This is a genomic window from Pseudomonas sp. MUP55 (assembly GCF_034043515.1).
Lineage (GTDB): Bacteria > Pseudomonadota > Gammaproteobacteria > Pseudomonadales > Pseudomonadaceae > Aquipseudomonas.
Window position 1 is genome coordinate 331,036 of sequence record NZ_CP138214.1, and the last position, 23,383, is coordinate 354,418.

The window sequence follows — 23,383 nt, forward strand, 5'->3', positions numbered from 1 at the left end:
TTGCCCCCGATAGCAGTGGGTCAGGCACAACTGTACTCACTGACACTGCCTCATCGGGGGCAAGCCCCCTCCCACATGTGCAATTCAGTGGCGATAGGCGGCGCCGGTGTGTTGTTCGGGTAAGCGGGCAGTGCCCTGGAATACTTTTTCCCGGAGTGTCCCGTCCTCATACGCAGTCTTGTAGGAACCACGTCGCTGCAACTCCGGCACCACCAGATCAATGAAATCCACGTAGCTCTCCGGTGTCACGATGCGTGTGAGGTTGAAACCGTCCAGCCCGGTTTCGCTGATCCACGACTCCAGCTCATCCGCCACGTGTTCAGGCGAGCCCACCAGGGTGATGTAGCGCCCACCGAGGGCGTGCTGTTCGAGCAACTTGCGTCGGGTCCAGTCGTTGTTCTGCAGGTTTTTAGTGGCTGACTGGATGGCGTTGCTCTTCACGTACTGGATCGGTTCATCCAGTTCGTACGCGGAAAAATCGATCGCCGTGGACGCCGAAAAGTGCGCCACACCGGCTTCCGCGCTGGCGTAGCTGAGGTACTCGGCGTGCTTGGCCCAGGCCAGTGCCTCGGTCGCGCCGACGATCACGTTCAGGCCCATGAACACCTTGATGTCATCCGGGTTACGCCCGGCCTCGACCGCGCTGGCGCGCACCTTGTCCACCTGGATCCTGGTGGCGACCTTGTTCTGCCCGCTGATGAAGACGCACTCGGCGTGGCGCCCGGCGAACTGCAGGCCGCGCTCCGAACTGCCGGCCTGGAACAGCACCGGCGTACGCTGCGGCGAGGGCTCGCAGAGGTGATAGCCCTCCACCTGGTAGAACTCGCCGTGGTGTTCGACCTTGTGCACCTTGCCCGGCTGCGCATACACCCGCGCCTGGGGATCGTTGATGACTGCGTCATCTTCCCAGCTGCCTTCCCAGAGTTTGTACAGCACCTGCAGGTATTCATCGGCCTGGTCATAACGGCGGTCATGCTCGACTTGCTCGGCCAGGCCCATGGCCTTGGCGGCGCTGTCGAGGTAGCCGGTGACGATGTTCCAGCCCACCCGGCCGCGGCTCAGGTGATCGAGGGTGGACATGCGCCGGGCGAACAGGTACGGCGGTTCGTAGGTCAGGTTGGCGGTGAGGCCGAAGCCGAGGTTGCGGGTCACCGCCGCCATGGCCGAGACCAGCAGCAGCGGGTCGTTGACCGGCAATTGGATCGACTCTTTGAGCGGCACATCGATGGACTGCTGATACACGTCATACACGCCGACGATATCGGCGATAAACAAACCGTCGAACAGCCCGCGTTCCAGGGTTTTGGCCAGGTCCGTCCAGTACTCGAGGGTCTTGTACTGGGTGGACGTGTCCCGCGGATGAGTCCACAGGCCGTGGTTGATATGCCCGATGCAGTTCATGTTGAAGGCATTGAGCAGGATTTTTTTCTTGCTCATCAGATGGTCCCCCGCAGCGGTGGGTTTTCATCGTTGAGGTAGTAATTGCCCACTGCGTGATACTTCCAGCGCACCGGGTCGTGCAGGGTGTGAACCCGTGCGTTGCGCCAGTGGCGGTCCAGGCCGTGCTCGGCGAGGGTCGCCTGGCTGCCGGCCAGCTCGAACAGGGTGCTGCCGGCGGCCAGGGAGATTTCGGTGCTCAAGGCGCGCACTTCGGCGACGGCGATGGAAGCGGCCGCGACCGTCTGGGCATTACTGTCGGCCTGGGCGCGGTCGAGGCATTCGCCGGAGCGCTCAAGCAACGCTTCGGCGGCGTGCAGGCGAATACTCAGGTGGCCGAAACTCTTCAAGGTCAGCGGGTCTTCGGTGGCCTTGTCACTGCCCGAGTCGATCCAGGGGCGGGTCTTGGTGCGCACAAAATGCAGCGCGTCTTCGAAGGCGGCGCGTGCGATACCGGTGTCGATGGCGGCGTGAAGAATCTGCGCCAAGGGGCCTACGGTGGTCGGGCGCTCGAAGGCGCTCTGGAACGGGACCACGTCCTGCGCCGCCACCCACACGTTGTCGAACACCACCGAGCCGCTGCCGGTGGTGCGTTGGCCGAAGCCGCTCCAGTCGTCGATCACGGTCAGGCCCGCGCTGTCGTGGGGCACGAAGGCCAGTTGCTGAACGCCGTTTTCATCCACCACGGAAGTGGGGATGCGCTGGGCATAGATCGCACCGGTGGCGTAGAACTTGCGGCCATTGATGCGAAAACCCTCACCGTCACGGGTGAGCCGGGTGACGCGGTCATGGGCGGTCTTGGTGCCCAGCTCCGCGAGGGCGTTGCCAAAGCGCTGGCCGGCCAGCACCTCGGCGTACAGGCGCTGCTGCTGTTCAGGGCTGCCGTTCACGCGCAGCACTTCAAGGGCATAAAAATGGTTCTGCGGGATCTGGCCCAGGGAGGCATCGGCCTGGGCAATCAGCGCAATGACCTTGGCCAGGGTGACGTTGGACACGCCCGCGCCGCCGTAGGCCTTGGGCACGCTGATGCCCCACAGGCCGGAGCGCGTGAACGCGTCCAGCTCGGGCAGCGGCAGGCGCCGTTCACGGTCGCGCTGGGCGCTGTCGCGGCGCAGGTCTTCGGCCAGGTCGCTGGCGACAACAAGGGCGTGTTCGTCGCTGGTGATCACCGCGACGTGAGTAGAAAGAGTCATGGGGGCTCCAGAAGCTCGTGGAAAAAGTGTTCTGGTTGGTCAAATCCAGGAATGGCGAGCCGGCAACGTGCCGTTCAAGCGATAGGCGCCGATGGCGTGATACTTCCAGCGCACCGGGTCATGCAGCGTGTGCACCCGCGCGTTGCGCCAGTGCCGGTCAAGGTTGAATTCGGCGAGGGTGGCGCGGCTGCCGGCCAGCTCGAAGAGTTTTTCGCTGACCAGCAATGACACTTCGGTCGTCAGTACCTTGGCTTCGGCGACGGCAATCGACGCGCGTGCGGCCGACTGCGCGGTGATGGGCGCGGCGCTGACCTCGTCCAGTACCTGGCCGGCTTTGCGCAGCAGTGCTTGCGCGGCATGCAGCTCGATCTTCAGCTTGCCGATGTCCGCGATCACATACAGGTCGTCGCTGGCCCGCTCGACCTTGGCGTCGATCCACGGACGCGAGCGTTCACGTACGAAGGCGATGGTGTCATCCAGCGCGCCACGGGCAATGCCGGCGTCGATGGCGGCCTGGATCAGTTGGGATACGGCACCCTGGATATTCGGGCTTTCGCCCAGGCGCCAGTTTTCTACCACCAGCTCGGCGTCCACCGACACCCGGTCAAGCAGCACGGTGCCGCTGGCGGTGGTGCGTTGGCCAAAGCCCGACCAGTCGTCCACGATGCGCAGCCCCTCGCTGCCACGGCGCACAAACGCCATGACCTGCTTGCCGTCATCGTTGAGGGCTTTGATGGCCACCCAGTGGGCAAACAGTGCGCCGGTGGAGTAGAACTTCTGGCCACTGACCACATAGCCGTCACCTTCGGCGGTGATGCGCGCCTTGAGCTCCAGGGTGTTTTTGGTGCCGCGTTCCGGGCCGCCGTTGCCGATGCGCCAGCCGTCGAGCACGCTCTGGAACAGCTGCTTTTTCTGGCGCTCGCTGGCGGTGTTCTGCAGCAGGTGCAGGATGCCGAAATGGTTCTGCGGGATTTGCCCAAGGGCCGGGTCGGCCGCGCTGATGATTGCGAAGACTTCGGCCAGGGTGACGAACGAAACCTGCGGGCCGCCGTATTCGCGGGGAATGGAAATACTGCCCAACCCGCTACGGGTGAACTGTTCGATCTGTGCCCAAGGCAATTGACGCTGCTGGTCGCGCTTGGCGGCTTGCAGGCGCGCGGCGTCGGCCAGCGCATGGGCCGCGCTCAGCGCCTCGGCGTCGTTGCGCAGCACAGTGGCCGGCAACAACAGGGGGGCTGCGTCCAGATCACTCTGGGGGGGTGTTAGAGCCAAGTTAGACATCAGCGCCGCTCCTTGGCTGCACGTAATGCCCTGGCGTTATGCACCGGGGTAATTCTGACCATACCGACCTCGCATTCAATGAAATAAAAACAGAAAAATCAGGAATGTCCGGTGGTCCGGTGCATATACCCTAAGCGTGTTTATTTTTTAAATAAACTAACTTTTAGGAATATGCATAGAAGGGCGCATCACCCCGGTTCGCAGGGCGAACCCAAAGGCCGGGCTCGATAGGCTGCCCTGGCTGCGTCGGGGCACAGGGGAATCCAGGCGGCAATGCGCAAAGTGCGGGCCGGCGCCCAGCGTGAGTTGTTGCCGACCCGATCGAGAATGCAGTACGTCACCTCCAGGCGGCAGTCGTCGCCGCCCTCGATAATCACTGTCGAGGGCACCCAGACCTGCACCGCCAGGCCGACGGCCCTGGCCTGGATGGTCGGCAGGTCCATGCGCACGTCACCCCAGCGCAGGGTGATGGCATCGCCACTGGCCATGTTCGCGTAAGGCTCGATGGTCAGCGGAATGCCGCGTTGCACCTGGCGACTGTTGACCCCCTGGCGGCGGATGGTCTCGGGCAGGCTGACGGGGGCGAGGTTCTGGTTTTCGTCGCTGTACAGGTTCGATGGCTCGCCACCGGGGTAGTTGGTCTTGACCCGTACTTGGGTGGTGGCCGAGCGCGCCGGGCCGTGGCCAATCTGCATGATCTGGTAATGCACCCGTGCCGGGCCGTCCTGTACAAAACTTTCCGGCACCCGCAGGTGGGTGGGCGTGCCGATCTTGCCGGCCGTCACCCGGCGAGAGGCGGCAAAGCAGTTGTTCCAGAACAGCTCGATCAGGTCGCCTTCCTCCATGCCGGGATAAGGCGCAATGTGGACCTGCAATTGGGCCGCCGCGTGGGCGCTGATGCCGTTTCGAACGGCTTGGGGCAGGGTGGGTGCGGTCAGCATGGCCGGGGTTGTAGTGCGCGTCATAAGTGTTCTCCTTGATGCAGCCAGCAGCAATCGTTCCGGGCCTTGGGCGCGGGTGCGCAAAGGGGCCGAAAGAACGATTCAGTGAGTAGCCGGGATAGGATCCAATCCTCTGGACGCTAGATAAGAGCGTTGAGCGGCAGGCGTCAATGGCGGCAAAAGGCTAAACGGCGGGCTGGAGGATATTCAGAAGCGTCTGACTGGCAGAGGGGTTTCAAGAAGGACGTAGCGGGTTGTTTTACCGGTGCAAATGGCGATTGCGTGTAGGAGCGCCTCTCTGTGGCGAGGGCGCTTGCTCGAGCTTGGCTGCGCAGCGGCCCCAGGTTTTTTCAGGACCGCTTCACACCCCAGCGCAAGCAAACTTTCCAGACACAACACGCCAGTTCAATGCGCGAGAAACTTGCTCAGAAACTGCCGCGTGCGCTCTTCTTTCGGGTCGGCGAACAGCGCCTTGGCTTCGCCCTGTTCAACGATCACACCCTTGTCGAAAAAGATCACGCGGTTGGCCACATCACGGGCAAAGCTCATCTCGTGGGTGACGATCACCATGGTGCGGTTCTCTTCGGCGAGGCTGCGGATGGTCGCCAGCACTTCACCCACCAGTTCCGGGTCGAGGGCCGACGTGGGCTCATCGAACAGAATCACCTCAGGCTCCATGGCCAGTGCCCGAGCAATCGCCACACGCTGCTGCTGTCCGCCGGACAAGCGCCGCGGATAAGCCGCCTCCTTGCCCGCCAGGCCGACCCTGGCCAGTAGCTTGCGGCCCAGTTCGGCCGCCGCTTCGCGTGGCATCTTCTTGACCACGATCGGGCCTTCGATGACGTTTTCCAGCGCGGTGCGGTGGGGGAACAGATTGAAGTTCTGGAAGACAAACCCGACGTGCTGACGCAGGCGTCGCACCAGGCCCTGTTGCTGGTTGAGCGGCTTGCTGCCGTCGATCTGGATGTCGCCCACCTTGATACGCCCGCTGGTGGGTTCTTCGAGAAAATTCAGGCAGCGCAGGAAGGTGGTCTTGCCGGAACCGCTGGGGCCGATGATGGCCACGACTTCGCCGGCCTTGACCTCAAGGTCGATGCCGTTGAGCACCACCTGACCGTTGAATTGTTTGGTCAGTTTTTCAACCACGATCATGCTCAAGACTCCAGGTCGTGCCGGTTGACCCGGTCTTCCAGACGATTTTGCAGATGCGCCAGAATGCTCGCCAGGATCCAGTAGATCAGCGCGGCAGACAGATACATGGTGAAAATCTCGAAGGTGCGTGCAGACACCAGTTGCGCCTGGCGAAACAGCTCGGGCACCTGGATGGTGGCGGCCAGCGCCGTGTCCTTGACCAGCGAAATAAAACTGTTGCCCAGCGGCGGCAGGGCCGTGCGCATCGCCTGCGGCAGGATGGCCCGGCGCAAGGTTTGCGCACGGGTCATGCCGATACTGGCGGCGGCTTCCCACTGGCCACGCTCGATGGAGGCGATGGCGGCCCGCAGGATTTCACAGGCATAGGCGGCCATGTTCAGCGAAAAGCCGATCATGGCCGCCGGGATCGGGTCCAGCTCGATGCCCACTTGCGGCAAGCCGTAGTAGATCAGGAACAGTTGCACCAGCAAGGGCGTGCCGCGAAAGAACGACACGTAGACGCGGGCGACCCAGCGCAGCAGCATGAAGCGCGACAAGCGCATCAGCGCCAGGCCGAAGCCCAGCACCAGGCCGAAAAACATCCCGCCCAGGCTGAGGATCACCGTGTAGTACGCGCCCTTGAGCAGAAAGGGCGCGGAGTCCAGCGCGAGTTGGAAACCTGCTTCCATTATTGAGTGACGTCAGCGTTGAAGTACTTCTCGGACAGCTTCTTCAAGGTGCCGTCGGCGCGCAGCTTGTCGAGGGCCTTGTTCACCGCGTCGAGCAGTTCAGGCTCGCCTTTGCGCAGGGCGATGCCGGACTCCTGGCGGGAGAAGGCGTCGCCGGCAGCGGCGGTGTCCTTGGCTTTCTTGGCGTATTCCAGCGCGGCCAGGCGGTCGATCAGGATCGCGTCGATGCGGCCGATGCGCAGGTCCTGGAATTTGGTCGGGTCGTCGTTGTAGGTCTTGATGATGGCTTTGGGTTGGTTGTCCTTGAGCCATTGTTCGTAGTTGGTGCCCAGGCCCACACCGACTTTCTTGCCGGCCAGGTCGTCGGCGGTCTTGATGGTGTCGACGTTCTTGGCCAGGGTCAGCGCCTGGATACCGGAGATGGTGTAGGGCTTGGAGAAGTCATACTTCTTCTTGCGCTCTTCGGAGATCGTCACCTGGTTGACCACGGCGTCCAGGCGCTTGGATTCCAGGGCGGCGAGGATGCCGTCCCAAGGCGTGGCTTGCAGCTTGACCTTCACGCCCAGCTCCTTGGCCAGCGCCTCGGACAGCTCGACTTCGAAGCCACTGAGCTTGCCGCTTTCATCGACAAAGCTGAAGGGTGGGTAGGTGCCTTCCAGGCCGATCTTGATCTCACCGGCTTTCTTGATGGTGTCCAGCTGCTCGCCGGCAACCGCCTGGCCGAGCACGCCTGCGCCAAGGGCCAGGCCCAATGTGCCGACCAGCAATGTGCGACGCAATACAGAAATAGTCATGAAGAGCCCCTATGGTTTTTTATGGTGAGCGAAGCCGGTGACGCAGTAGCCGTATCCTGCCTTAAAGCGCGGTGCGCGTCTTCGCCTTCGGCGCGATGATAGTGCGGGTTTTTAAGACTTGAAAATAATATAAATCGTTATTTATATTTCTTTATCGAATATGCGAATAATCAGTGTGGGAGGGGGCTTGCCCCCGATAGCGGCGCACCAGCCAATACATGTGCTGGCTGACCCACTGCTATCGAGGGCAAGCCCCCTCCCACATTCACAGTACTCAGTCAGTTAAATACTGAGTCATAAGCAAACAGCGCGGGCGCCCCGCCGGTATGCAGAAAAATGATCGGCCCGTCCGCGAACCGCTGACGCCCGATGCCATCAAGCAAACCCGCCATCGCCTTGCCGGTGTAGACCGGGTCGAGCAACAGACCTTCCTGGCTGGCCAAAAGTTTGATCGCCGACAACGTGCCCGCATTCGGCTCGCCATACCGTGGGCCGAAGTACTCGTCCCACAGGATCACCTTGAATGCCTCGGGCACATCGACGCCAAGCAGCTCGGCCGTGCGCTCGGCTAGGCCTTGGACTTTCGGGCGTTGTGCTTCATCGGTGCGCGACACGGTGACGCCAATCACCGGCAGGTCCGGCAGCGCTTCGCTCAGCGCCAATGCCAGGCCGCTGTGGGTGCCGGCACTGCCTGAGGCGAGTACCACCGCCGCGAAGTCCAGGCCGCTGTCTTGGATCTGTGCCGCCAGCTCCAGGCCCGCACGCACATAGCCCAGCGCACCGAGGGCATTGGAGCCGCCGATAGGCACCAGGTAGGGCTTCTTGCCGTTGCTGCGCAGGCGGTCGGCCAGGGCGTTGAGTTGGTCATCGGCATTGTCGAGGTTGTCTACCCGCTCTACCTTGGCGTCGAACAGCTCCAGCAACAGGCGGTTGCCGTTGCCGAGGTAGTTGGGGTCTTCGGTGCCGGTAGGGTTTTCCAGCAGGGCGACGCACCCCAGGCCGAGCTTGGCGGCCAGCGCGGCAGTCTGGCGTACGTGGTTGGACTGAATGGCGCCGGCGGTGATCAGGGTGTCAGCGCCTTGGGCAATGGCATCGGCGGCGAGGTATTCAAGTTTGCGCAGTTTGTTGCCACCCATGGCCAGCGGGGTGGTGTCGTCGCGTTTGGCGTAGATATCCCTGCCCAGCCAGGCCGACAGCCGCTCGAGTTTTTCCAGGGCAGTGGCGCCGCCCAGCAGGTCCAGGCGGTTAAAGCGGTCGAGGTGTTGTTTGATCATGGCTACGCACGGTGGCTAAGTGATGAGGCGACTATAGGCAGGCACTTTTCATCGGGCAACCGCCAATCGCTTATGGGCGATGGTTATATGTTTGGCATTAATGGTTATTAAGGCGGTTTTTAACGTATGTCGTAAAGTGTGGGGAATTTTCGGTGGCAAGCTGTAAGCATCAAGCTGCAAGTTGAGCGCGGTGACTTGCAGCTTGGCGCTTGGAACTTGTTGCTGCGCAACCCTATTCAGGAGTGAACACCTTTGAGCGAGCGCCCCAGTCATTGGCAATTACCGACCATCGTCAGCCAGCTGCGCAGCGCCCGCGACCAGTGGCGAACGCGCAATGGTCGCTTGAGTGGCGAACACGGTGGCCGCGAATTACCGTCCCGCGAGGCCGTGGCGCAGATTCTTGAAGCGTTGTGCGGCGCCCTGTTCCCGATGCGCCTGGGCCCGGTGGACCTGCGTGAAGAAAGTGAAGACTTCTACGTCGGGCATACCCTCGATGTCGCCCTTAACGCCTTGCTCGCCCAGGCCCGCCTGGAACTGCGCTACGCCGCGCGTCAGAGTGGCCAGGATGACAGTGAAGTCAACGCCCATGCCATTCGCCTGATCCAGGACTTCGCCCTGGCATTGCCGGCTTTGCGCAGCCTGCTGGACACCGACGTACTGGCCGCCTACCACGGTGACCCGGCCGCACGCAGCGTGGATGAAGTACTGCTGTGCTACCCGGGCATCCTCGCGGTGATCCACCACCGCCTCGCCCATCACCTGTACCGCGCCGGCCTGCCATTGCTGGCGCGAATCAGCGCGGAAATCGCTCACTCGGCCACGGGGATCGATATTCACCCCGGCGCGCAGATCGGCCCGAGTTTCTTTATCGACCACGGCACCGGTGTGGTGATCGGCGAGACGGCAATCATCGGTGAGCGGGTGCGCATCTACCAGGCGGTGACGTTGGGCGCCAAGCGCTTCCCCGCAGATGAGGACGGGCAGTTGCAGAAAGGCCATCCGCGCCATCCTATCGTTGAAGATGATGTGGTGATCTACGCCGGCGCCACCATTCTGGGGCGGATTACCATCGGCAAGGGCTCGACCATTGGCGGCAACGTGTGGCTGACCCGCAGCGTGCCCGCCGAGGCGAATATCACCCAAGCCAATCTGCAGCATGACGATGGTGCCCAAAAATAAAGAACCTGCACAAATCCCCTGTGGGAGGGGGCTTGCCCCCGATAGCGGTGCACCAGTCAATACATAGGCTGGCTGACCCACTGCTATCGGGGGCAAGCCCCCTCCCACATTTATCTGCATTTATCTGCATTTCAAATTCGGGTTGCTGAACGTTTTGTCATCTCCACCCGTCATACCAGTCCCTGAGATTGTGTAGGAATCCCCTACCACTCAGCCCCGAAATTAGTCCCAAACCGCCTATTCATGTTTAACTTGAACGTTCGTTCAAGTTAAACCGGTGGTTCGCTGCCCGCTCACAACAGGAGGCTTACCTTTGCTGAGTCCGTTATTTACAGCCACATTTCACACCTCAGGGGTGCATGGTTCATGAGTGCATCGTCCACCCCTTCCAGCGGTCAGGTGCGCATGAATGCGCCCGTCTTCTACTTTGCCGCCACAGCCATTTTGCTGTTCGGCCTCACGGTCATCGCTATCCCGCAACAGGCTGGTGCCTGGCTGCTGGCGGCGCAAAACTGGGCGGCCAATACGGTCGGCTGGTACTACATGCTGGCGATGACGCTGTATCTGGTCTTCGTGGTGGTCACCGCGCTATCGGGCTACGGCAAGATAAAACTCGGTGCCGACCACGACGAGCCCGAATTCAGTTACCTGTCCTGGGCCGGCATGCTGTTCGCCGCCGGGATCAGCATCACGCTGTTCTTCTTTTGCGTATCCGAACCCCTGACCCACCTGGTGCAACCGCCCCAGGGCCAGGCGCTGAATGCCGATGCGGCACGCCAGGCCATGCAGATCTTGTTTCTGCACTGGGGCCTGCACGGCTGGGGCGTGTTCGCGTTTGTCGGCATGGCGCTGGCGTACTTCGCCTACCGGCATAACCTGCCGCTGGCGTTGCGCTCGGCGCTGTACCCGCTGATCGGCAAGCGCATCAACGGCCCGATCGGTTACGCGGTGGACGGCTTCGGCATCATCGCCACGGTGTTCGGCCTGGGCGCGGACATGGGCTTTGGCGTGCTGCACCTCAACTCCGGCCTGGACTACCTGTTCGGTATTGCCCATACCCAGTGGATTCAGGTGGGCTTGATCACCTTGATGATGGGCGCGGCGATCATCGTCGCCGTGGCCGGTGTGGACAAGGGGGTGCGGGTGATGTCCGACATCAACATGCTGCTGGCCTGCGCGCTGCTGCTGTTTGTGTTGTTTGCCGGGCCCACCCAGCATTTGCTCAACACCCTGATCCAGAACATCGGTGACTACCTGGGGGCCCTGCCGACCAAGAGTTTCGATGTGTACGCCTACGACAAACCCAGCGACTGGCTGGGCGGCTGGACGGTGTTCTACTGGGCCTGGTGGATCGCATGGTCGCCGTTCGTGGGCCTGTTCATCGCCCGCATTTCCCGCGGCCGCACCATCCGCGAATTTGTGTTTGGCGTGCTGCTGATCCCGCTGGGTTTCACCCTGGCGTGGATGTCGATCTTCGGCAACAGCGCCATCGACCAGGTGCTCAACCATGGCATGGCCGCGCTGGGTCAGTCGGCCATTGATGAGCCGTCGATGAGCCTGTACCTGCTGCTGGAAACCTACCCGTGGAGCAAAACCGTAATTGCGGTCACGGTGTTCATCAGCTTTGTGTTCTTCGTGACCTCAGCCGATTCCGGCACCGTGGTGCTGTCGACCCTGTCGTCCAAAGGCGGCAACGCCGATGAAGACGGACCGAAATGGCTGCGCGTGTTCTGGGGCGCGATGACCGCCCTGGTCACCAGCGCCTTGCTGTTTGCCGGCAGTATCGATTCGTTGAAATCAGCCGTGGTGCTGACCTCGTTGCCGTTCTCGCTGATCCTGTTGCTGATGATGTGGGGCCTGCACAAGGCGTTCTACCTCGAATCGCAGAAGCAGATCGCGCAGTTGCATTCCCTGGCGCCGATATCGGCCTCCCGCAAAGGCCGAGGCGGCTGGCGCCAGCGCTTGAGCCAGGCGGTGCATTTCCCGTCACGCGATGAGGTGTACCGCTTCCTCGACACCACGGTGCGCCCGGCCATCGAAGAAGTGACGGCGGTGTTTGTCGAGAAGGGCCTGAACGTGGTCACCCAGCCCGACCCGTCCAACGACAGCGTCAGCCTGGAAATCGGCCATGGCGAGGAGCGTCCGTTCATCTACCAGGTGCAGATGCGCGGCTACTTCACGCCCTCGTTCGCCCTGGGTGGCATCGGCAAGAAAGAGATCAACAACCGCCGCTATTACCGCGCGGAAGTTCACTTGAGTGAAGGCAGCCAGGACTATGACCTGGTCGGCTACACCAAGGAGCAGATCATCAATGACATCCTCGACCAGTACGAGCGGCACTTGCAGTTCCTGCACCTGGTGCGCTGAGTAAAAACCGCTGGATGTGCGCTGCACCGTTCCTCTCGGGTAGGTCTTTGCTGTAAAAGGGAAAGGCAGACTTAAGCGATTCAGCGGGTTGAAAGGCCTGGGAATAACCTTATTCCCAGGCCTTATTGGCCCCAAGCCCAGAGAGGATTCGATGACGTACATTGCTGCCGAAAACCGCTATGAATCTATTCCTTATCGCCGCGTAGGCCGCAGTGGATTGGTGCTGCCGGCACTGTCCCTGGGGTTGTGGCACAACTTCGGCGACAGCACGCCGATCGCCACCCAGCGCGCCCTGCTGCGCACTGCGTTCGACTTAGGCATCAACCACTTCGACCTGGCCAATAACTACGGCCCGCCTTACGGCAGCGCCGAGATCAACTTTGGCCGGTTGCTGCGCGAAGATTTCAAGCATTACCGCGACGAGCTGATCATTTCGAGCAAAGCTGGCTGGGACATGTGGCCCGGTCCTTATGGCCAGGGTGGCGGTTCGCGCAAGTACGTGCTGGCGAGCCTGGACCAGAGCCTGCAACGCCTGGGCGTCGACTACGTGGATATTTTCTATTCCCACCGTTTCGATGCCGACACGCCGCTGGAAGAAACCGCCAGTGCGCTGGCCACCGCCGTGCAACAGGGCAAGGCGTTGTACATCGGTATCTCGTCCTACTCCGGGGTAAAAACCCGCGAGATGGCGGCATTGCTCAACGAGTGGAAAGTGCCGCTGTTGATTCACCAGCCGGCCTACAACCTGCTCAACCGCTGGGTGGAAAAAGACCTGCTCGACACCACCGAAGAACTCGGCACCGGGGTGATTGCCTTCACGCCGCTGGCCCAGGGTTTGCTCACCGACAAATACCTCAACGGCATACCGGAAGATGCTCGGGTGAATCGCCCCGGCGGAGGCTCGCTGCAGGCCAAGCACCTGTCCGAAGCCAACATTGCCCACGTGCGTGCCTTGAACGAAATCGCCCAGCGTCGCGGCCAGAGCCTGGCGCAACTGGCGTTGGCCTGGACCCTGCGTGACCCACGGGTGACCAGTGCGCTGATCGGTGCGAGCCGGCCGGAGCAGATCATCGAGAACGTCGGGGCGCTGCAGAACCTGAGCTTCAGCGCTGAAGAACTGGCGGAAATCGACCGGTTTGCCCAGGAAGGCGGGATCAACCTGTGGGAAAAACCATCCACTGCTGAATAACCTGGCGCTGCCCGGTCAAAAATGTGGGAGGGGGCTTGCTCCCGATAGCTATCTGTCAGCCAGCTAATCAGTGACTGACACACCGCTATCGGGGGCAAGCCCCCTCCCACATTTGAACTGAAGTGTTTTTAGAACGGCACGTCGCCCAGGATGGTTGCCCGGTGCATCACCCGCCGCTGCGGCCGGTAGTCGTCCACGGCGTAGTGTTGGGTGACGCGGTTGTCCCAGAACGCCACATCGTTTTCCTGCCAGCGCCAGCGAATGGTGAATTCCGGGCGGGTGGCGTGGGCGAACAGAAACTTCAGGATCGCCTCGCTTTCGGTCGGTTCCAGTTCATTGATCTTGGTGGTGAAGCCGTCGCTGACGAACAGCGACTTACGCCCACTCACAGGGTGTGTGCGTATCACCGGGTGCGACAGCGGTGGGTTCTTTTTGCGGGCTTCTTCCCAACGCGCCAGGTCGGCGGCGGTGTTGCCATAGCGCTCCAGTGGGAAGGATTTGACGAAGTCGTGGGTGGCAGTCAGCCCATCGAGCAACGCCTTGAGTGGCTCGGACAGCGCTTCATAGGCTGCGATCCCACTGGCCCACAAGGTGTCGCCACCGTAGGCCGGCAGCAGCTTGGCGCTGAGCACCGCGCCCATGGCCGGGGTGGGTAGGAAGGTCACGTCGGTGTGCCAGATCGCATTGTCACGTACGTCGGTGACGGCCGTGTCGAGGATCAGCACTTCGGGCTGTTCCGGCACGTTGGGGTAGATCGGATGAATATGCAGGTCACCAAAATGCGCCGCGAACCGAGCCTGTTGCTGCGGGGTGATCGGCTGGTTTCGGAAGAACAGCACCGAGTGCGCGAGCAATGCTTGTTCGATGGCGTCGCGCTGTTCGCTGCTCAGCGTTTGGGTAATATCGACGCCACTGATCTGGGCGCCCAGTGCGGTGCTTAACGGGGTAACGGTCAGGCTGCTCATTTATCGTTCATCACTCAGTGTGCCTGGCCATGCCACGGCACTAATTTACGCTGCAGGGCGCGCAGGCCCATTTCCATGGCGAAGGCGATCAGCGCGATCACCAGGATGCCCAATACCACGACGTCGGTGACCAGAAACTGCGCCGCCGACTGCACCATGAAGCCCAGGCCGCTGGTGGCGGCGATCAGTTCGGCGGCCACCAGGGTCGACCACCCCACGCCCAGGCCAATGCGCACACCGGTGAGGATGTCGGGCAAGGCGCTGGGCAGGATCACATGACGAATCAACTGGGCCCGGGTCGCGCCGAGGGACTGCGCGGCGCGCAACTTGGCCGGGTCCACAGTGCGCACGCCGGTCGCGGTGGCGATGGCAATCGGCGCAAAGATCGCCAGGTAAATCAGCAGCACCTTGGACAGCTCGCCGATGCCGCACCAGATCACGATCAGCGGCAGATAGGCCAGCGGCGGAATCGGCCGGTAGAACTCGATCAACGGGTCGAGAATGCCGCGGGCGATACGGTTGGCGCCGATGGCGATCCCCACCGGCACGGCCGTCAGCACCGCGAAGCCCAGGCCCAGGCCGATGCGGCTGAGGCTGGCGCCCAAGTGCTGCCACAAGGTGGAATCCATATAGCCGGTAGTGGCCAGCAACCAGCCTTTTTGCAGCACAGCAGAGGGTGGCGGCAGGAACAGCGGCTCGATCAACCCGGTGGCGGTCACCGCCCACCACAGCGCGAGCAAGGCCAGCAGGGTCAACACGCTGATCCAGCGCGTACTCAGGCTGCGCCGTAGCGCGACCGCCTGGGGTGCGACGGGCTTGGCCGCCGCCGTGGAAAGTTCGTAGCTGCTCATGCGTACACCTGCCGTTGGGAGAACACCTTGCCCAGCACGTGTTCACGGGTTTCGATAAAGCGCGGGTCGGACTTGATCGCCCGTGCCGACTCGCCGGCCGCGTAGCGTTGGCCAAAGTCCAGGTGCAGGCGTTCGACGATCTGGCCGGGGTTGGGGGCCAGCAGGATCAGGTCCGTGGCAAGGAACACCGCTTCTTCGATGTCGTGGGTGATCAGGAACACCGGCTTGGCCGTGCGGCGCCAGACTTGCAGCAGCAGTTCCTGCATCTGTTCGCGGGTAAAGGCGTCGAGGGCGCCGAAGGGCTCGTCCATCAGCAATACGCGAGGGTCGGCGGCGAGGGCGCGCGCCAGGCCGACGCGTTGCTTCTGGCCACCGGAGAGTTGCCAGATGCGGCGGCTGTCGAAACCGCTCAGGTCCACCAGCGCGAGCATTTCCCGGGCGCGCACTTCACGTTGCGCCTTGGGCACGCCGGCCAGTTCCAGGCCGAAGGCGACGTTGGCCAGCACGTCCTGCCAGGGCAGCAGGGCATCGTCCTGGAACACCACGCCACGCTCGGCGCTGGGGCCTTTGACCGGTACGCCATCAAGGGTGATGCGCCCGGCTGAGGGCTCGACAAAGCCGGCAATCAGGTTCAACAGCGAAGTCTTGCCACTGCCGGACGGGCCGAGGGCCACCAGCAATTGCTGGGGCCCAAGCTCAAGTGAAATATCCGCCAGTACCGGTTCCGGAGCGCCTGGGTACTGTGCGCTGATGCGCTCCAGTTGTAGCAAGGCCATCGCGATGAACTCCTCAGTTAGTGATGAATTTGGCGCTGATGTAAGGGGCGTAGTCCGGCAGCACGGCGTCGACCTTGCCTTGTTCCTTGAGGAACGCCGCGGTATCGGTGACGGCTTTGGTGGTCGGTGCGCCCAGCAGGGTGACCTGGTCGGCGGCCAGCGGGTAGACGTTGCCTTGCAGCAGCAGCGGGATGTCGCTGGCCTTGGCACCGGAGAGTTTCACCAGCTTGTCGACGTTGGTTTTGTCGGCGAGCCAGGCTTGTGGGTCTTTGCGATACGCGGCGTAGGCATCCAGGGTGACCTTGGCAAAGGCGGTGACGATTTCCGGATGCTTCTCGGCGAAGTCCTTGCGCACAATCCAGGCGTCGAAGGTCGGCGCGCCGAACTTGGCCAACTCGCCGGAAGTGATCAACACCTTGCCGTTTTCCTTGGCGACGCCGAGGGCCGGGTCCCACACGTAGGTGGCGTCGATATCACCGCGCTTCCAGGCGGCGATGATGGCCGGTGGCGCGAGATTGAGGATGGTCACTTTCGAAGGGTCGATGTTCCAGTGCTTCAGCGCGGCCAGCAGGCTGTAGTGACCGGTGGACACGAACGGCACGGCGATCTTTTTACCGATCAGGTCCTGAGGGTTGTTGATCCCCGAGCCATCGCGGGCCACCAGGGCTTCGGCGCCGCCGATCTGGGTGGCGACGAGGAAGGTTTGCACCGGTACCTTGCGAGTGATCGCAGCGGTCAACGGGCTGGAACCGAGGTAACCGATCTGCACGTCGCCCGAAGCGATGGCGGCGATGATATCGGCGCCATTGTCGAATTTGCGCCAGTCGATCTTGGCGTGGGTGGCTTTTTCATAGGCGCCGTCGGCCTGGGCGACTTTCGCCGGGTCTACGGTGGTCTGGTAAGCGACGGTCACGTCCGCCGCCTGGGCAAACAGGCTGGCACCGGCCAGGGACAACGCCGCCAGCAAGCGCAGTGGGGTCAGCAGTTTCAAGGGGAAGCTCCTCAGTCAGGCGGCCGGGTGGTCGGCGTGTGAGGAGAATAAATGATCTAAGAATCAGAAAATAAATAACATTTTCGAATTAGCTTAGTGACAGAAGTAACCGTGAATCTCGAATGTGCAGAAAGCCAATGTGGGAGCAACTGTCTTATTGGATTCAATTCAGAAGTCATTTTCATAGGCAGCAAAGCTCCCACAGCTTAGGCCGTGCAATGCTGAAGGAAATTGCTGCTACCGAGCTAATCGGTGCGCTCTTTCCATTCAGTGCGGTCACGCAGCATCGCGTTCAGACGTACCAACAAAACGCGCATACAGGCGATCAACGCGACTTTGGCGCATTTCCCTTTATCACGTAGCGCCTTATATCGAGTCCCGAATTCTGGCTGGTCACGGATAACCACCCAACAGGCCATGTAAAGTGAGCGACGGGCTGAAAACCTTCCGCCACTAATATGGCGTGCACCTTTATGCCTTCCGCTGTCGTTGTTGTACGGAGCGAGGCCCGCTAGTGCCGCGATAGGGCGCCCTCCAATCTCTCCCAGCTCAGGCAGGTAAGCCATAAGACTGGTGGCAGTAACCAGCCCGATTCCTTTGACTGAACACAGTCGAGCCACCTTTTCGCTATCTAACTCGTTCGCACTTTGACGAATCAGTTGATCTATCGCCTCCACTGCCACGGTCAAATAGTCGATATGGTTCTGTAATGCAGGCTTTACCGCATCGCAGGAAGCTGTTTTCAGGCGTCGTCTGTCGTCATCTCTTTGCTGAACAAAATGCTCCCGCTGCTGGACCAACGCGCGCAGCTTATCGTGCTCCGGGCTTGTAACTCGGGCGCTTGGCGAGTCTAGAACAGCTGCATAGTGCGCAAGAGACTTTGCGTCTATCGGGTCGGTTTTGGCTTGTTTGCCCATCGCCCTGGAAAAACTCTTGGCTCGGTGCGGATTGATGCAGATGACATCAAGGCCCGCAGCCTGAAGCGCCTTCATGACTTTGCGCTCATAACCGCCAGTAGCCTCCAATACCACGCGACCAACCTGGTGAAGCAATAGCCACCCAATCAACCCAGGGAAATCTTCTTCGGCGTTAGCGCAATTTACCCCAACGTCAACCTGATTAACTCGAGCCTCAAGGCTGTCCTTGGAAACATCAATACCTGCTGGATAGGAAAACATAGCCAAATCCTCTTACACTTAATGTGAGAGCGCTCTGGCTTGGCCCACGCTTGTAACTGTTCGAGGTGGGCTCGTTCAACTGTTCGGGCTCATGTCCAGAGCGGAGAGGTGAGTAGCAGCGTGGGCTCCCACACGTGCTTTAAGCACTCGGGGCATTCAGCTTGCTACTCACCGCTCTCACCCTCAGTCTAATCCTGGCTCAAGACACAAGGGGGCTTGCTCCCGATAGCGGTGGATCAGTCACCGATGGGTCGACTGACACTCTGCTATCGGGGGCAAGCCCCCTCCCACAATGGACCGAGTTCGACCTTAGTTGCTGATCGCCAGAATGCTCGCCTGGTACGAGCCGACGAACACGTCGAAATCGCCCACTTCGTTCTGCTCAAGCTCAGCCTGTTGAGCCAGCGATGTACGCGCCAGTTCTTCAAAATGCGCCTGTTCCTCAACGGGAAGCGGTTCCTTGCGAAAGTACTCAGCGTGCAGCTCGCTCTGGTGCAGCGAGAACTGTGCAAAGCTTTCCTTGCGCTCGGCCATCGTGGCCAGCACCTGAGCCGACGGCGTCAGGGACGGGTCGTTGACCTTGGCCAGTTGAGCGTCCAGGGCCTGGCTGTGTTCAGTGATGCCATGGCTCTCATCGAGCAGGGCGGCCAGTGGTGCGATTTTTTCCAGCAGTTCTCCGGCCCACTCTTTCAGGTCCACTGCCTGGCCTTCGCGCTGCAATTGCAGGCCCGGCCGGCGGCCCTCCTTTACCACGCTGAGGAAGTTGGAGGTGGCATTGCCGCATTCGTTGTTGGCGAACAGCGGGCTGTCGTTCAGCGCGCAATACAGCAGGAACGCGTCGAGAAAGCGCGACTCTGAAAGGTCGATGCCCATCGGCAGAAACGGGTTGATGTCCAGGCAGCGCACTTCAATGTACTGGATGCCACGGGCCATCAGCGCCTGGATCGGCCGCTCGCCGGTATAGGTCACGCGCTTGGGCCGGATATTGGAGTAGTACTCGTTTTCGATCTGCAGGATATTGGTGTTGAGCTGCACCCACTCACCGTCCTTGTGCGTGCCGATTTCGACATACGGCGCGTAGGGCGTTGCCACCGCTTCGCGCAGGCTGTCGGTGTAGCTGGCCAGGTCGTTGTAGCACGGCGTAAGGCCGGCCTGGGCGTTGCTCTGGTAACCCAGGTCGCTCATGCGCAGGCTGGTGGCGTATGGCAAGTACAGCGTTTCGGCGTCGAGCACTTCCAGCTGGTGCGAGCGACCGCGCAGGAAACCCGCATCCAGCGCCGGTGAGGCACCGAACAGGTACATCAACAGCCAGCTGTAGCGACGGAAGTTACGAATCAGCGCGATATAGGCGGTGGATTGGTAGTCGCGGTCGGTGCCGACAAACCTTTCGGCTGCCTTGAGCAACGGCCACAGCTGTTCGGGCAGCGAAAAGTTGTAGTGGATGCCGGCGATGCATTGCATGGTCTTGCCGTAGCGCAGGGCCAGGCCCTTGCGGTAAACGTACTTGAGCTGCCCGATATTGGACGTGCCGTAGTAGGCAATCGGAATGTCTTCCTCGGCCGGCAACGGGCACGGCATCGAGGGGCTCCACAGGTATTCGCTGCCCAGCTTGCTGTAGGCAAAACGATGGATCTTGTCCAGGCTGCTCAGGGTATCGGCCGGGTTGGGCAGCGCGGGAGTGATGAACTCCAGCAGCGATTCCGAGTAGTCGGTGGTGATCTGCTCGTGGGTCAACGCGGCGCCCAGGGCTTCGGGATGCGGCGTCTGGGCCAGGCGACCTTCGCTGGTGACGCGCAGGCATTCACGCTCGATGCCATGCAGGCAGTGCTCTAGCAGGGAGAGGTGTTCGCGCTTGCCGAGCAGGGCCAGGCGGCGGTTGAGAAGTTCGCTCAAGTTGGATTCCTTCACGCGTCAGTCGCCCCAATATGGGGGTGGGCAAGACGGTCTACAAGGGTGAAGTTGAAACTGGCGTGATCGCCTGGTTCTGAGTCGATTTGACCCGCTCTGAATATGCCTACTTCACTCCATGAATTGGGCTACAGCGAAGCGATAAAATTCCGACGCTGTTGTCGCAGCGCCGAAATTAACTCAAATCAGGGGCAGGGAGCTATAGGACAGCGAACGTGCCCTGTGCTTTTGCGACAAGTCTTTCGCCTTGGTACACGTCGGCTTCGACCACCAATGTGCGCCTGCCGGCATGAATCACCCGGCTGGTGCACAACACGTCACCGTCTTCAACGGCGCGGATATAGTTGATCTTGCACTCGATGGTCGCGCTCTGCTGGTCGAACCCGTGGACGCTGGAGCATGCCAGCCCCATGGTGATGTCCACCAGGCTGAAGATCGCGCCGCCATGCAGTTTGCCGCCGCGATTGCGCAACTGCGGCGCCAGGCTCAGGGCCACCTCCGCAACGCCCTCGTCCAGGCGTTGCAGGCGGCAGCCGATCAGCTCGCTGAACGCGCTCTGGGTCAAACCGGCCGGGATATCCATCAGCGCTTCTTCAACTGCTTGGCGTTGGCAAACAGCGAGGCCATGGCGTTGTTGCTCGGGGCGGCTGTTGCGGTTTCCTTGCGCGGCGCGGTGTTCTGCGACGAGCGCGGTGCCGAGCCAGGGCGGGCGCCACGGGCACCGTCGACTTTCTCGCCGGGGGTGTCGCTCATGCGCATCGACAGGCCAACGCGTTTGCGCGGGATGTCGACTTCCATCACCTTGACCTTGACCACGTCACCGGCCTTCACCGCTTCGCGAGGGTCCTTGATGAACTTCTCCGAAAGCGCGGAGATGTGCACCAAACCGTCCTGATGCACGCCGATATCCACGAACGCGCCGAAGTTGGTCACGTTGGTCACCACGCCTTCGAGGATCATGCCCGGTTGCAGGTCCTTGAGGTCTTCGACACCGTCCTGGAACTCGGCGGTCTTGAACTCGGGGCGTGGGTCGCGGCCGGGTTTTTCCAGTTCCTGCAGGATGTCGGTGATGGTCGGTACGCCGAAGGTTTCGTCGGTGTATTTCTTCGGGTCCAGGCGCTTGAGGAACGCGGCGTCGCCGATCAGCGAGCGGATGTCGCGGTCGGTTTCGGCGGCAATGCGCTGCACCAGCGGATAGGCTTCCGGGTGAACCGCAGAGGCATCCAGCGGGTTGTCGCCGTTCATTACGCGTAGGAAACCGGCGGCTTGCTCGAAGGTTTTCTCACCCAGGCGCGCGACTTTTTTCAGCGCGGCGCGGGTTTTGAACGCGCCGTTCTCGTCGCGGTGGGTGACGATATTCTGCGCGAGGGTAGCGTTGAGGCCGGAGATACGCGCGAGCAGCGCCACGGAGGCGGTGTTCACGTCCACACCCACGGCGTTCACGCAGTCTTCCACCACCGCGTCCAGGCCACGCGCCAGCTTGAGCTGCGACACGTCATGCTGGTATTGGCCGACGCCGATGGATTTGGGGTCGATTTTCACCAGCTCGGCCAACGGGTCCTGCAGGCGACGGGCAATGGATACGGCGCCGCGGATCGACACGTCGAGGTCCGGGAATTCCTTGGACGCGAGTTCCGAAGCCGAGTACACCGAAGCACCCGCTTCAGAAACCATGACCTTGGTCATCTTCATGGCTGGGTATTTTTTGATCAGCTCGGCGGCCAGCTTGTCGGTTTCGCGGCTGGCGGTACCGTTGCCGATGGCGATCAGGTCCACCGCGTGCTTGGCGCACAGCGCAGCCAGGATTGCGAGGGTCTGGTCCCACTTGTTGTGCGGTACGTGCGGGTAGACGGTGGCGTGGTCCAGCAGCTTGCCGGTGGCGTCGACCACCGCGACCTTGCAACCGGTGCGCAGGCCCGGGTCCAGGCCCAGGGTCGCCCGTGGGCCGGCCGGTGCGGCCAGCAGCAGGTCATGCAGGTTGTGGGCGAACACGTTGATCGCCTCGGTTTCGGCACCATCACGCAGCTCGCCGAGCAGGTCGGTTTCCAGGTGGGTGTAGAGCTTGACCTTCCAGGTCCAGCGCACGACTTCACCGAGCCACTTGTCCGCAGGACGATTCTGATTCTGGATGCCGAATTGTTGACCGATCATGCCTTCGCACGGGTGCATGGTGCCGGGCAGCTCGTCACCGACTTTCAGCGCGGAGCTGAGAATGCCCTCGTTCCGGCCGCGGAAAATCGCCAGGGCGCGGTGGGACGGCATGCTTTTGAGCGGTTCGTCGTGTTCGAAGTAATCGCGGAACTTGGCGCCTTCTTCCTCTTTGCCGGCGATCACGCGGGCACTGAGAATGGCTTCCTGTTTGAGGTAGGTGCGCAGTTTTTCCAGCAGGCTGGCGTTTTCCGCGAAGCGCTCCATCAGGATGTACTTGGCGCCTTCAAGGGCGGCCTTGACATCGGCGACGCCTTTTTGCGCGTCGACAAAGCGCGCGGCTTCGGTTTCCGGGGTCAGCGACGGGTCATTGAACAAACCGTCGGCCAAGTCACCCAGGCCGGCTTCCAGGGCGATCTGACCCTTTGTGCGACGTTTCTGTTTATACGGCAGGTAAAGGTCTTCGAGGCGGGTCTTGGTATCGGCGAGCTTGATGTCGCGTTCCAGCTGTGGGGTCAGCTTGCCCTGTTCCTCAATGCTGGCGAGGATGCTGATACGCCGCTCGTCGAGTTCTCGCAGGTAGCGCAGGCGCTCTTCCAGGTGTCGCAGCTGGATGTCGTCAAGGCTGCCGGTCACCTCTTTTCGGTAACGGGCGATGAAAGGCACCGTGGAGCCTTCATCCAGTAGCGCGACGGCCGCTTCGACCTGTTGTGGGCGTACACCGAGTTCCTCGGCGATGCGGCTGTTGATGCTGTCCATAAAACCACCTGAAATTCTGAAAAAGCAGCTCGCACACCCGGAAAACAAGGCCTTGCGAGGCTGGTTGAGCGGCCCGACTGGCGCCGCTGCCTGGGTCAAGAGGCAGCCTATTGACCCTCGAAATCGAAAAAACACGACAAGCGGGTGAAAAAAACCTGGCAGTAAACGGTAACGATCTGACGTTGCCCGGCACAAAGGCGCGGCATTATAACCAGCGTTCTGCCCTTGGGGGCTACTACGCCGGTGGTTCCGGGGCGTGGCTTGGATGGCGGTAGACGAAAAATCTGCTAACAATGCACACGGTGCGTATAACGGCAGCTAGGCCATAATGC

19 protein-coding genes are annotated in these 23,383 nt (G+C 61.5%); 3 read left to right on the top strand and 16 right to left on the bottom strand.

Annotated elements, in window-relative coordinates:
- Positions 1 to 84 precede the first annotated feature (84 nt).
- The 8 genes from SC318_RS01355 to SC318_RS01390 form a co-directional block, all read right to left on the bottom strand.
- Complete coding sequence (locus SC318_RS01355) at positions 85 to 1,437, bottom strand: LLM class flavin-dependent oxidoreductase (RefSeq protein ID WP_320429340.1); 1,353 nt, start codon at positions 1,435 to 1,437, stop codon at positions 85 to 87.
- Positions 1,437 to 2,630, bottom strand: a complete 1,194-nt coding sequence (locus SC318_RS01360; protein WP_320429341.1) for an SfnB family sulfur acquisition oxidoreductase — start codon at positions 2,628 to 2,630, stop codon at positions 1,437 to 1,439. The genes SC318_RS01355 and SC318_RS01360 overlap by 1 nt, the downstream gene beginning before the upstream one ends.
- Before the next feature lie 39 nt (positions 2,631 to 2,669).
- Positions 2,670 to 3,911 carry an SfnB family sulfur acquisition oxidoreductase gene (locus tag SC318_RS01365; RefSeq protein ID WP_320429342.1) on the bottom strand — a complete coding sequence of 414 codons (1,242 nt, stop codon included), beginning with the start codon at positions 3,909 to 3,911 and terminating at the stop codon, positions 2,670 to 2,672.
- Positions 3,912 to 4,099: 188 nt separating this feature from the next.
- Positions 4,100 to 4,876 (bottom strand): hypothetical protein, encoded by a 777-nt coding sequence (locus SC318_RS01370; protein ID WP_320429343.1) that lies wholly within the window; start codon positions 4,874 to 4,876, stop codon positions 4,100 to 4,102.
- A 381-nt stretch (positions 4,877 to 5,257) separates the two neighbouring features.
- Positions 5,258 to 6,004, bottom strand: a complete 747-nt coding sequence (gene tcyN / locus SC318_RS01375) for an L-cystine ABC transporter ATP-binding protein TcyN (protein ID WP_320429344.1) — start codon at positions 6,002 to 6,004, stop codon at positions 5,258 to 5,260.
- Positions 6,005 to 6,006: 2 nt separating this feature from the next.
- Positions 6,007 to 6,672, bottom strand: a complete 666-nt coding sequence (gene tcyL / locus SC318_RS01380) for a cystine ABC transporter permease (RefSeq protein ID WP_124384637.1) — start codon at positions 6,670 to 6,672, stop codon at positions 6,007 to 6,009.
- Positions 6,672 to 7,466 carry a cystine ABC transporter substrate-binding protein gene (tcyJ, locus tag SC318_RS01385; protein WP_306491174.1) on the bottom strand — a complete coding sequence of 265 codons (795 nt, stop codon included), beginning with the start codon at positions 7,464 to 7,466 and terminating at the stop codon, positions 6,672 to 6,674. The genes tcyL and tcyJ overlap by 1 nt, the downstream gene beginning before the upstream one ends.
- 278 nt (positions 7,467 to 7,744) lie before the next feature.
- Positions 7,745 to 8,740 carry a D-cysteine desulfhydrase gene (locus SC318_RS01390; protein ID WP_320429345.1) on the bottom strand — a complete coding sequence of 332 codons (996 nt, stop codon included), beginning with the start codon at positions 8,738 to 8,740 and terminating at the stop codon, positions 7,745 to 7,747.
- A 252-nt stretch (positions 8,741 to 8,992) separates the two neighbouring features.
- Here SC318_RS01390 and epsC point away from each other — a divergent pair, with 252 nt between their 5' ends.
- From epsC to mgrA, 3 genes are all read left to right on the top strand, one after another.
- Positions 8,993 to 9,919: a serine O-acetyltransferase EpsC gene (gene epsC / locus SC318_RS01395; protein WP_320429346.1), complete on the top strand. Its 927-nt coding sequence runs from the start codon at positions 8,993 to 8,995 to the stop codon at positions 9,917 to 9,919.
- Between the two features lie 405 nt (positions 9,920 to 10,324).
- The gene (gene betT, locus SC318_RS01400) at positions 10,325 to 12,286 is read left to right on the top strand and encodes a choline transporter BetT (RefSeq protein WP_320431176.1); all 1,962 of its coding nucleotides are present in this window, start codon (positions 10,325 to 10,327) and stop codon (positions 12,284 to 12,286) included.
- Between the two features lie 151 nt (positions 12,287 to 12,437).
- Complete coding sequence (gene mgrA / locus SC318_RS01405) at positions 12,438 to 13,475, top strand: L-glyceraldehyde 3-phosphate reductase (protein WP_320429347.1); 1,038 nt, start codon at positions 12,438 to 12,440, stop codon at positions 13,473 to 13,475.
- Positions 13,476 to 13,603: 128 nt separating this feature from the next.
- Here the strand turns inward: mgrA and tauD are convergent, their stop codons facing one another.
- The 8 genes from tauD to SC318_RS01445 all read right to left on the bottom strand — a co-directional run bounded on the left by tauD (position 13,604) and on the right by SC318_RS01445 (position 23,051).
- Positions 13,604 to 14,440: a taurine dioxygenase gene (tauD, locus tag SC318_RS01410; RefSeq protein ID WP_320429348.1), complete on the bottom strand. Its 837-nt coding sequence runs from the start codon at positions 14,438 to 14,440 to the stop codon at positions 13,604 to 13,606.
- A gap of 14 nt (positions 14,441 to 14,454) precedes the next feature.
- A complete protein-coding gene (tauC, locus tag SC318_RS01415) occupies positions 14,455 to 15,291 on the bottom strand; it encodes a taurine ABC transporter permease TauC (protein ID WP_320429349.1) in 837 nt (278 codons plus the stop codon).
- Positions 15,288 to 16,067: a taurine ABC transporter ATP-binding subunit gene (gene tauB, locus SC318_RS01420; protein ID WP_320429350.1), complete on the bottom strand. Its 780-nt coding sequence runs from the start codon at positions 16,065 to 16,067 to the stop codon at positions 15,288 to 15,290. Before tauB ends, tauC begins: the two co-directional genes overlap by 4 nt.
- A 13-nt stretch (positions 16,068 to 16,080) precedes the next feature.
- Complete coding sequence (gene tauA / locus SC318_RS01425) at positions 16,081 to 17,058, bottom strand: taurine ABC transporter substrate-binding protein (RefSeq protein ID WP_320429351.1); 978 nt, start codon at positions 17,056 to 17,058, stop codon at positions 16,081 to 16,083.
- 245 nt (positions 17,059 to 17,303) lie between these two features.
- Positions 17,304 to 18,236 carry an IS110 family transposase gene (locus tag SC318_RS01430; RefSeq protein WP_320427579.1) on the bottom strand — a complete coding sequence of 311 codons (933 nt, stop codon included), beginning with the start codon at positions 18,234 to 18,236 and terminating at the stop codon, positions 17,304 to 17,306.
- Between the two features lie 309 nt (positions 18,237 to 18,545).
- Positions 18,546 to 20,129, bottom strand: a complete 1,584-nt coding sequence (gene gshA, locus SC318_RS01435; protein ID WP_320429352.1) for a glutamate--cysteine ligase — start codon at positions 20,127 to 20,129, stop codon at positions 18,546 to 18,548.
- Positions 20,130 to 20,343: 214 nt separating this feature from the next.
- Complete coding sequence (locus SC318_RS01440) at positions 20,344 to 20,727, bottom strand: PaaI family thioesterase (protein ID WP_306491183.1); 384 nt, start codon at positions 20,725 to 20,727, stop codon at positions 20,344 to 20,346.
- Positions 20,727 to 23,051 (bottom strand): Tex family protein, encoded by a 2,325-nt coding sequence (locus SC318_RS01445; RefSeq protein ID WP_320429353.1) that lies wholly within the window; start codon positions 23,049 to 23,051, stop codon positions 20,727 to 20,729. Before SC318_RS01445 ends, SC318_RS01440 begins: the two co-directional genes overlap by 1 nt.
- Positions 23,052 to 23,383 lie beyond the last annotated feature (332 nt).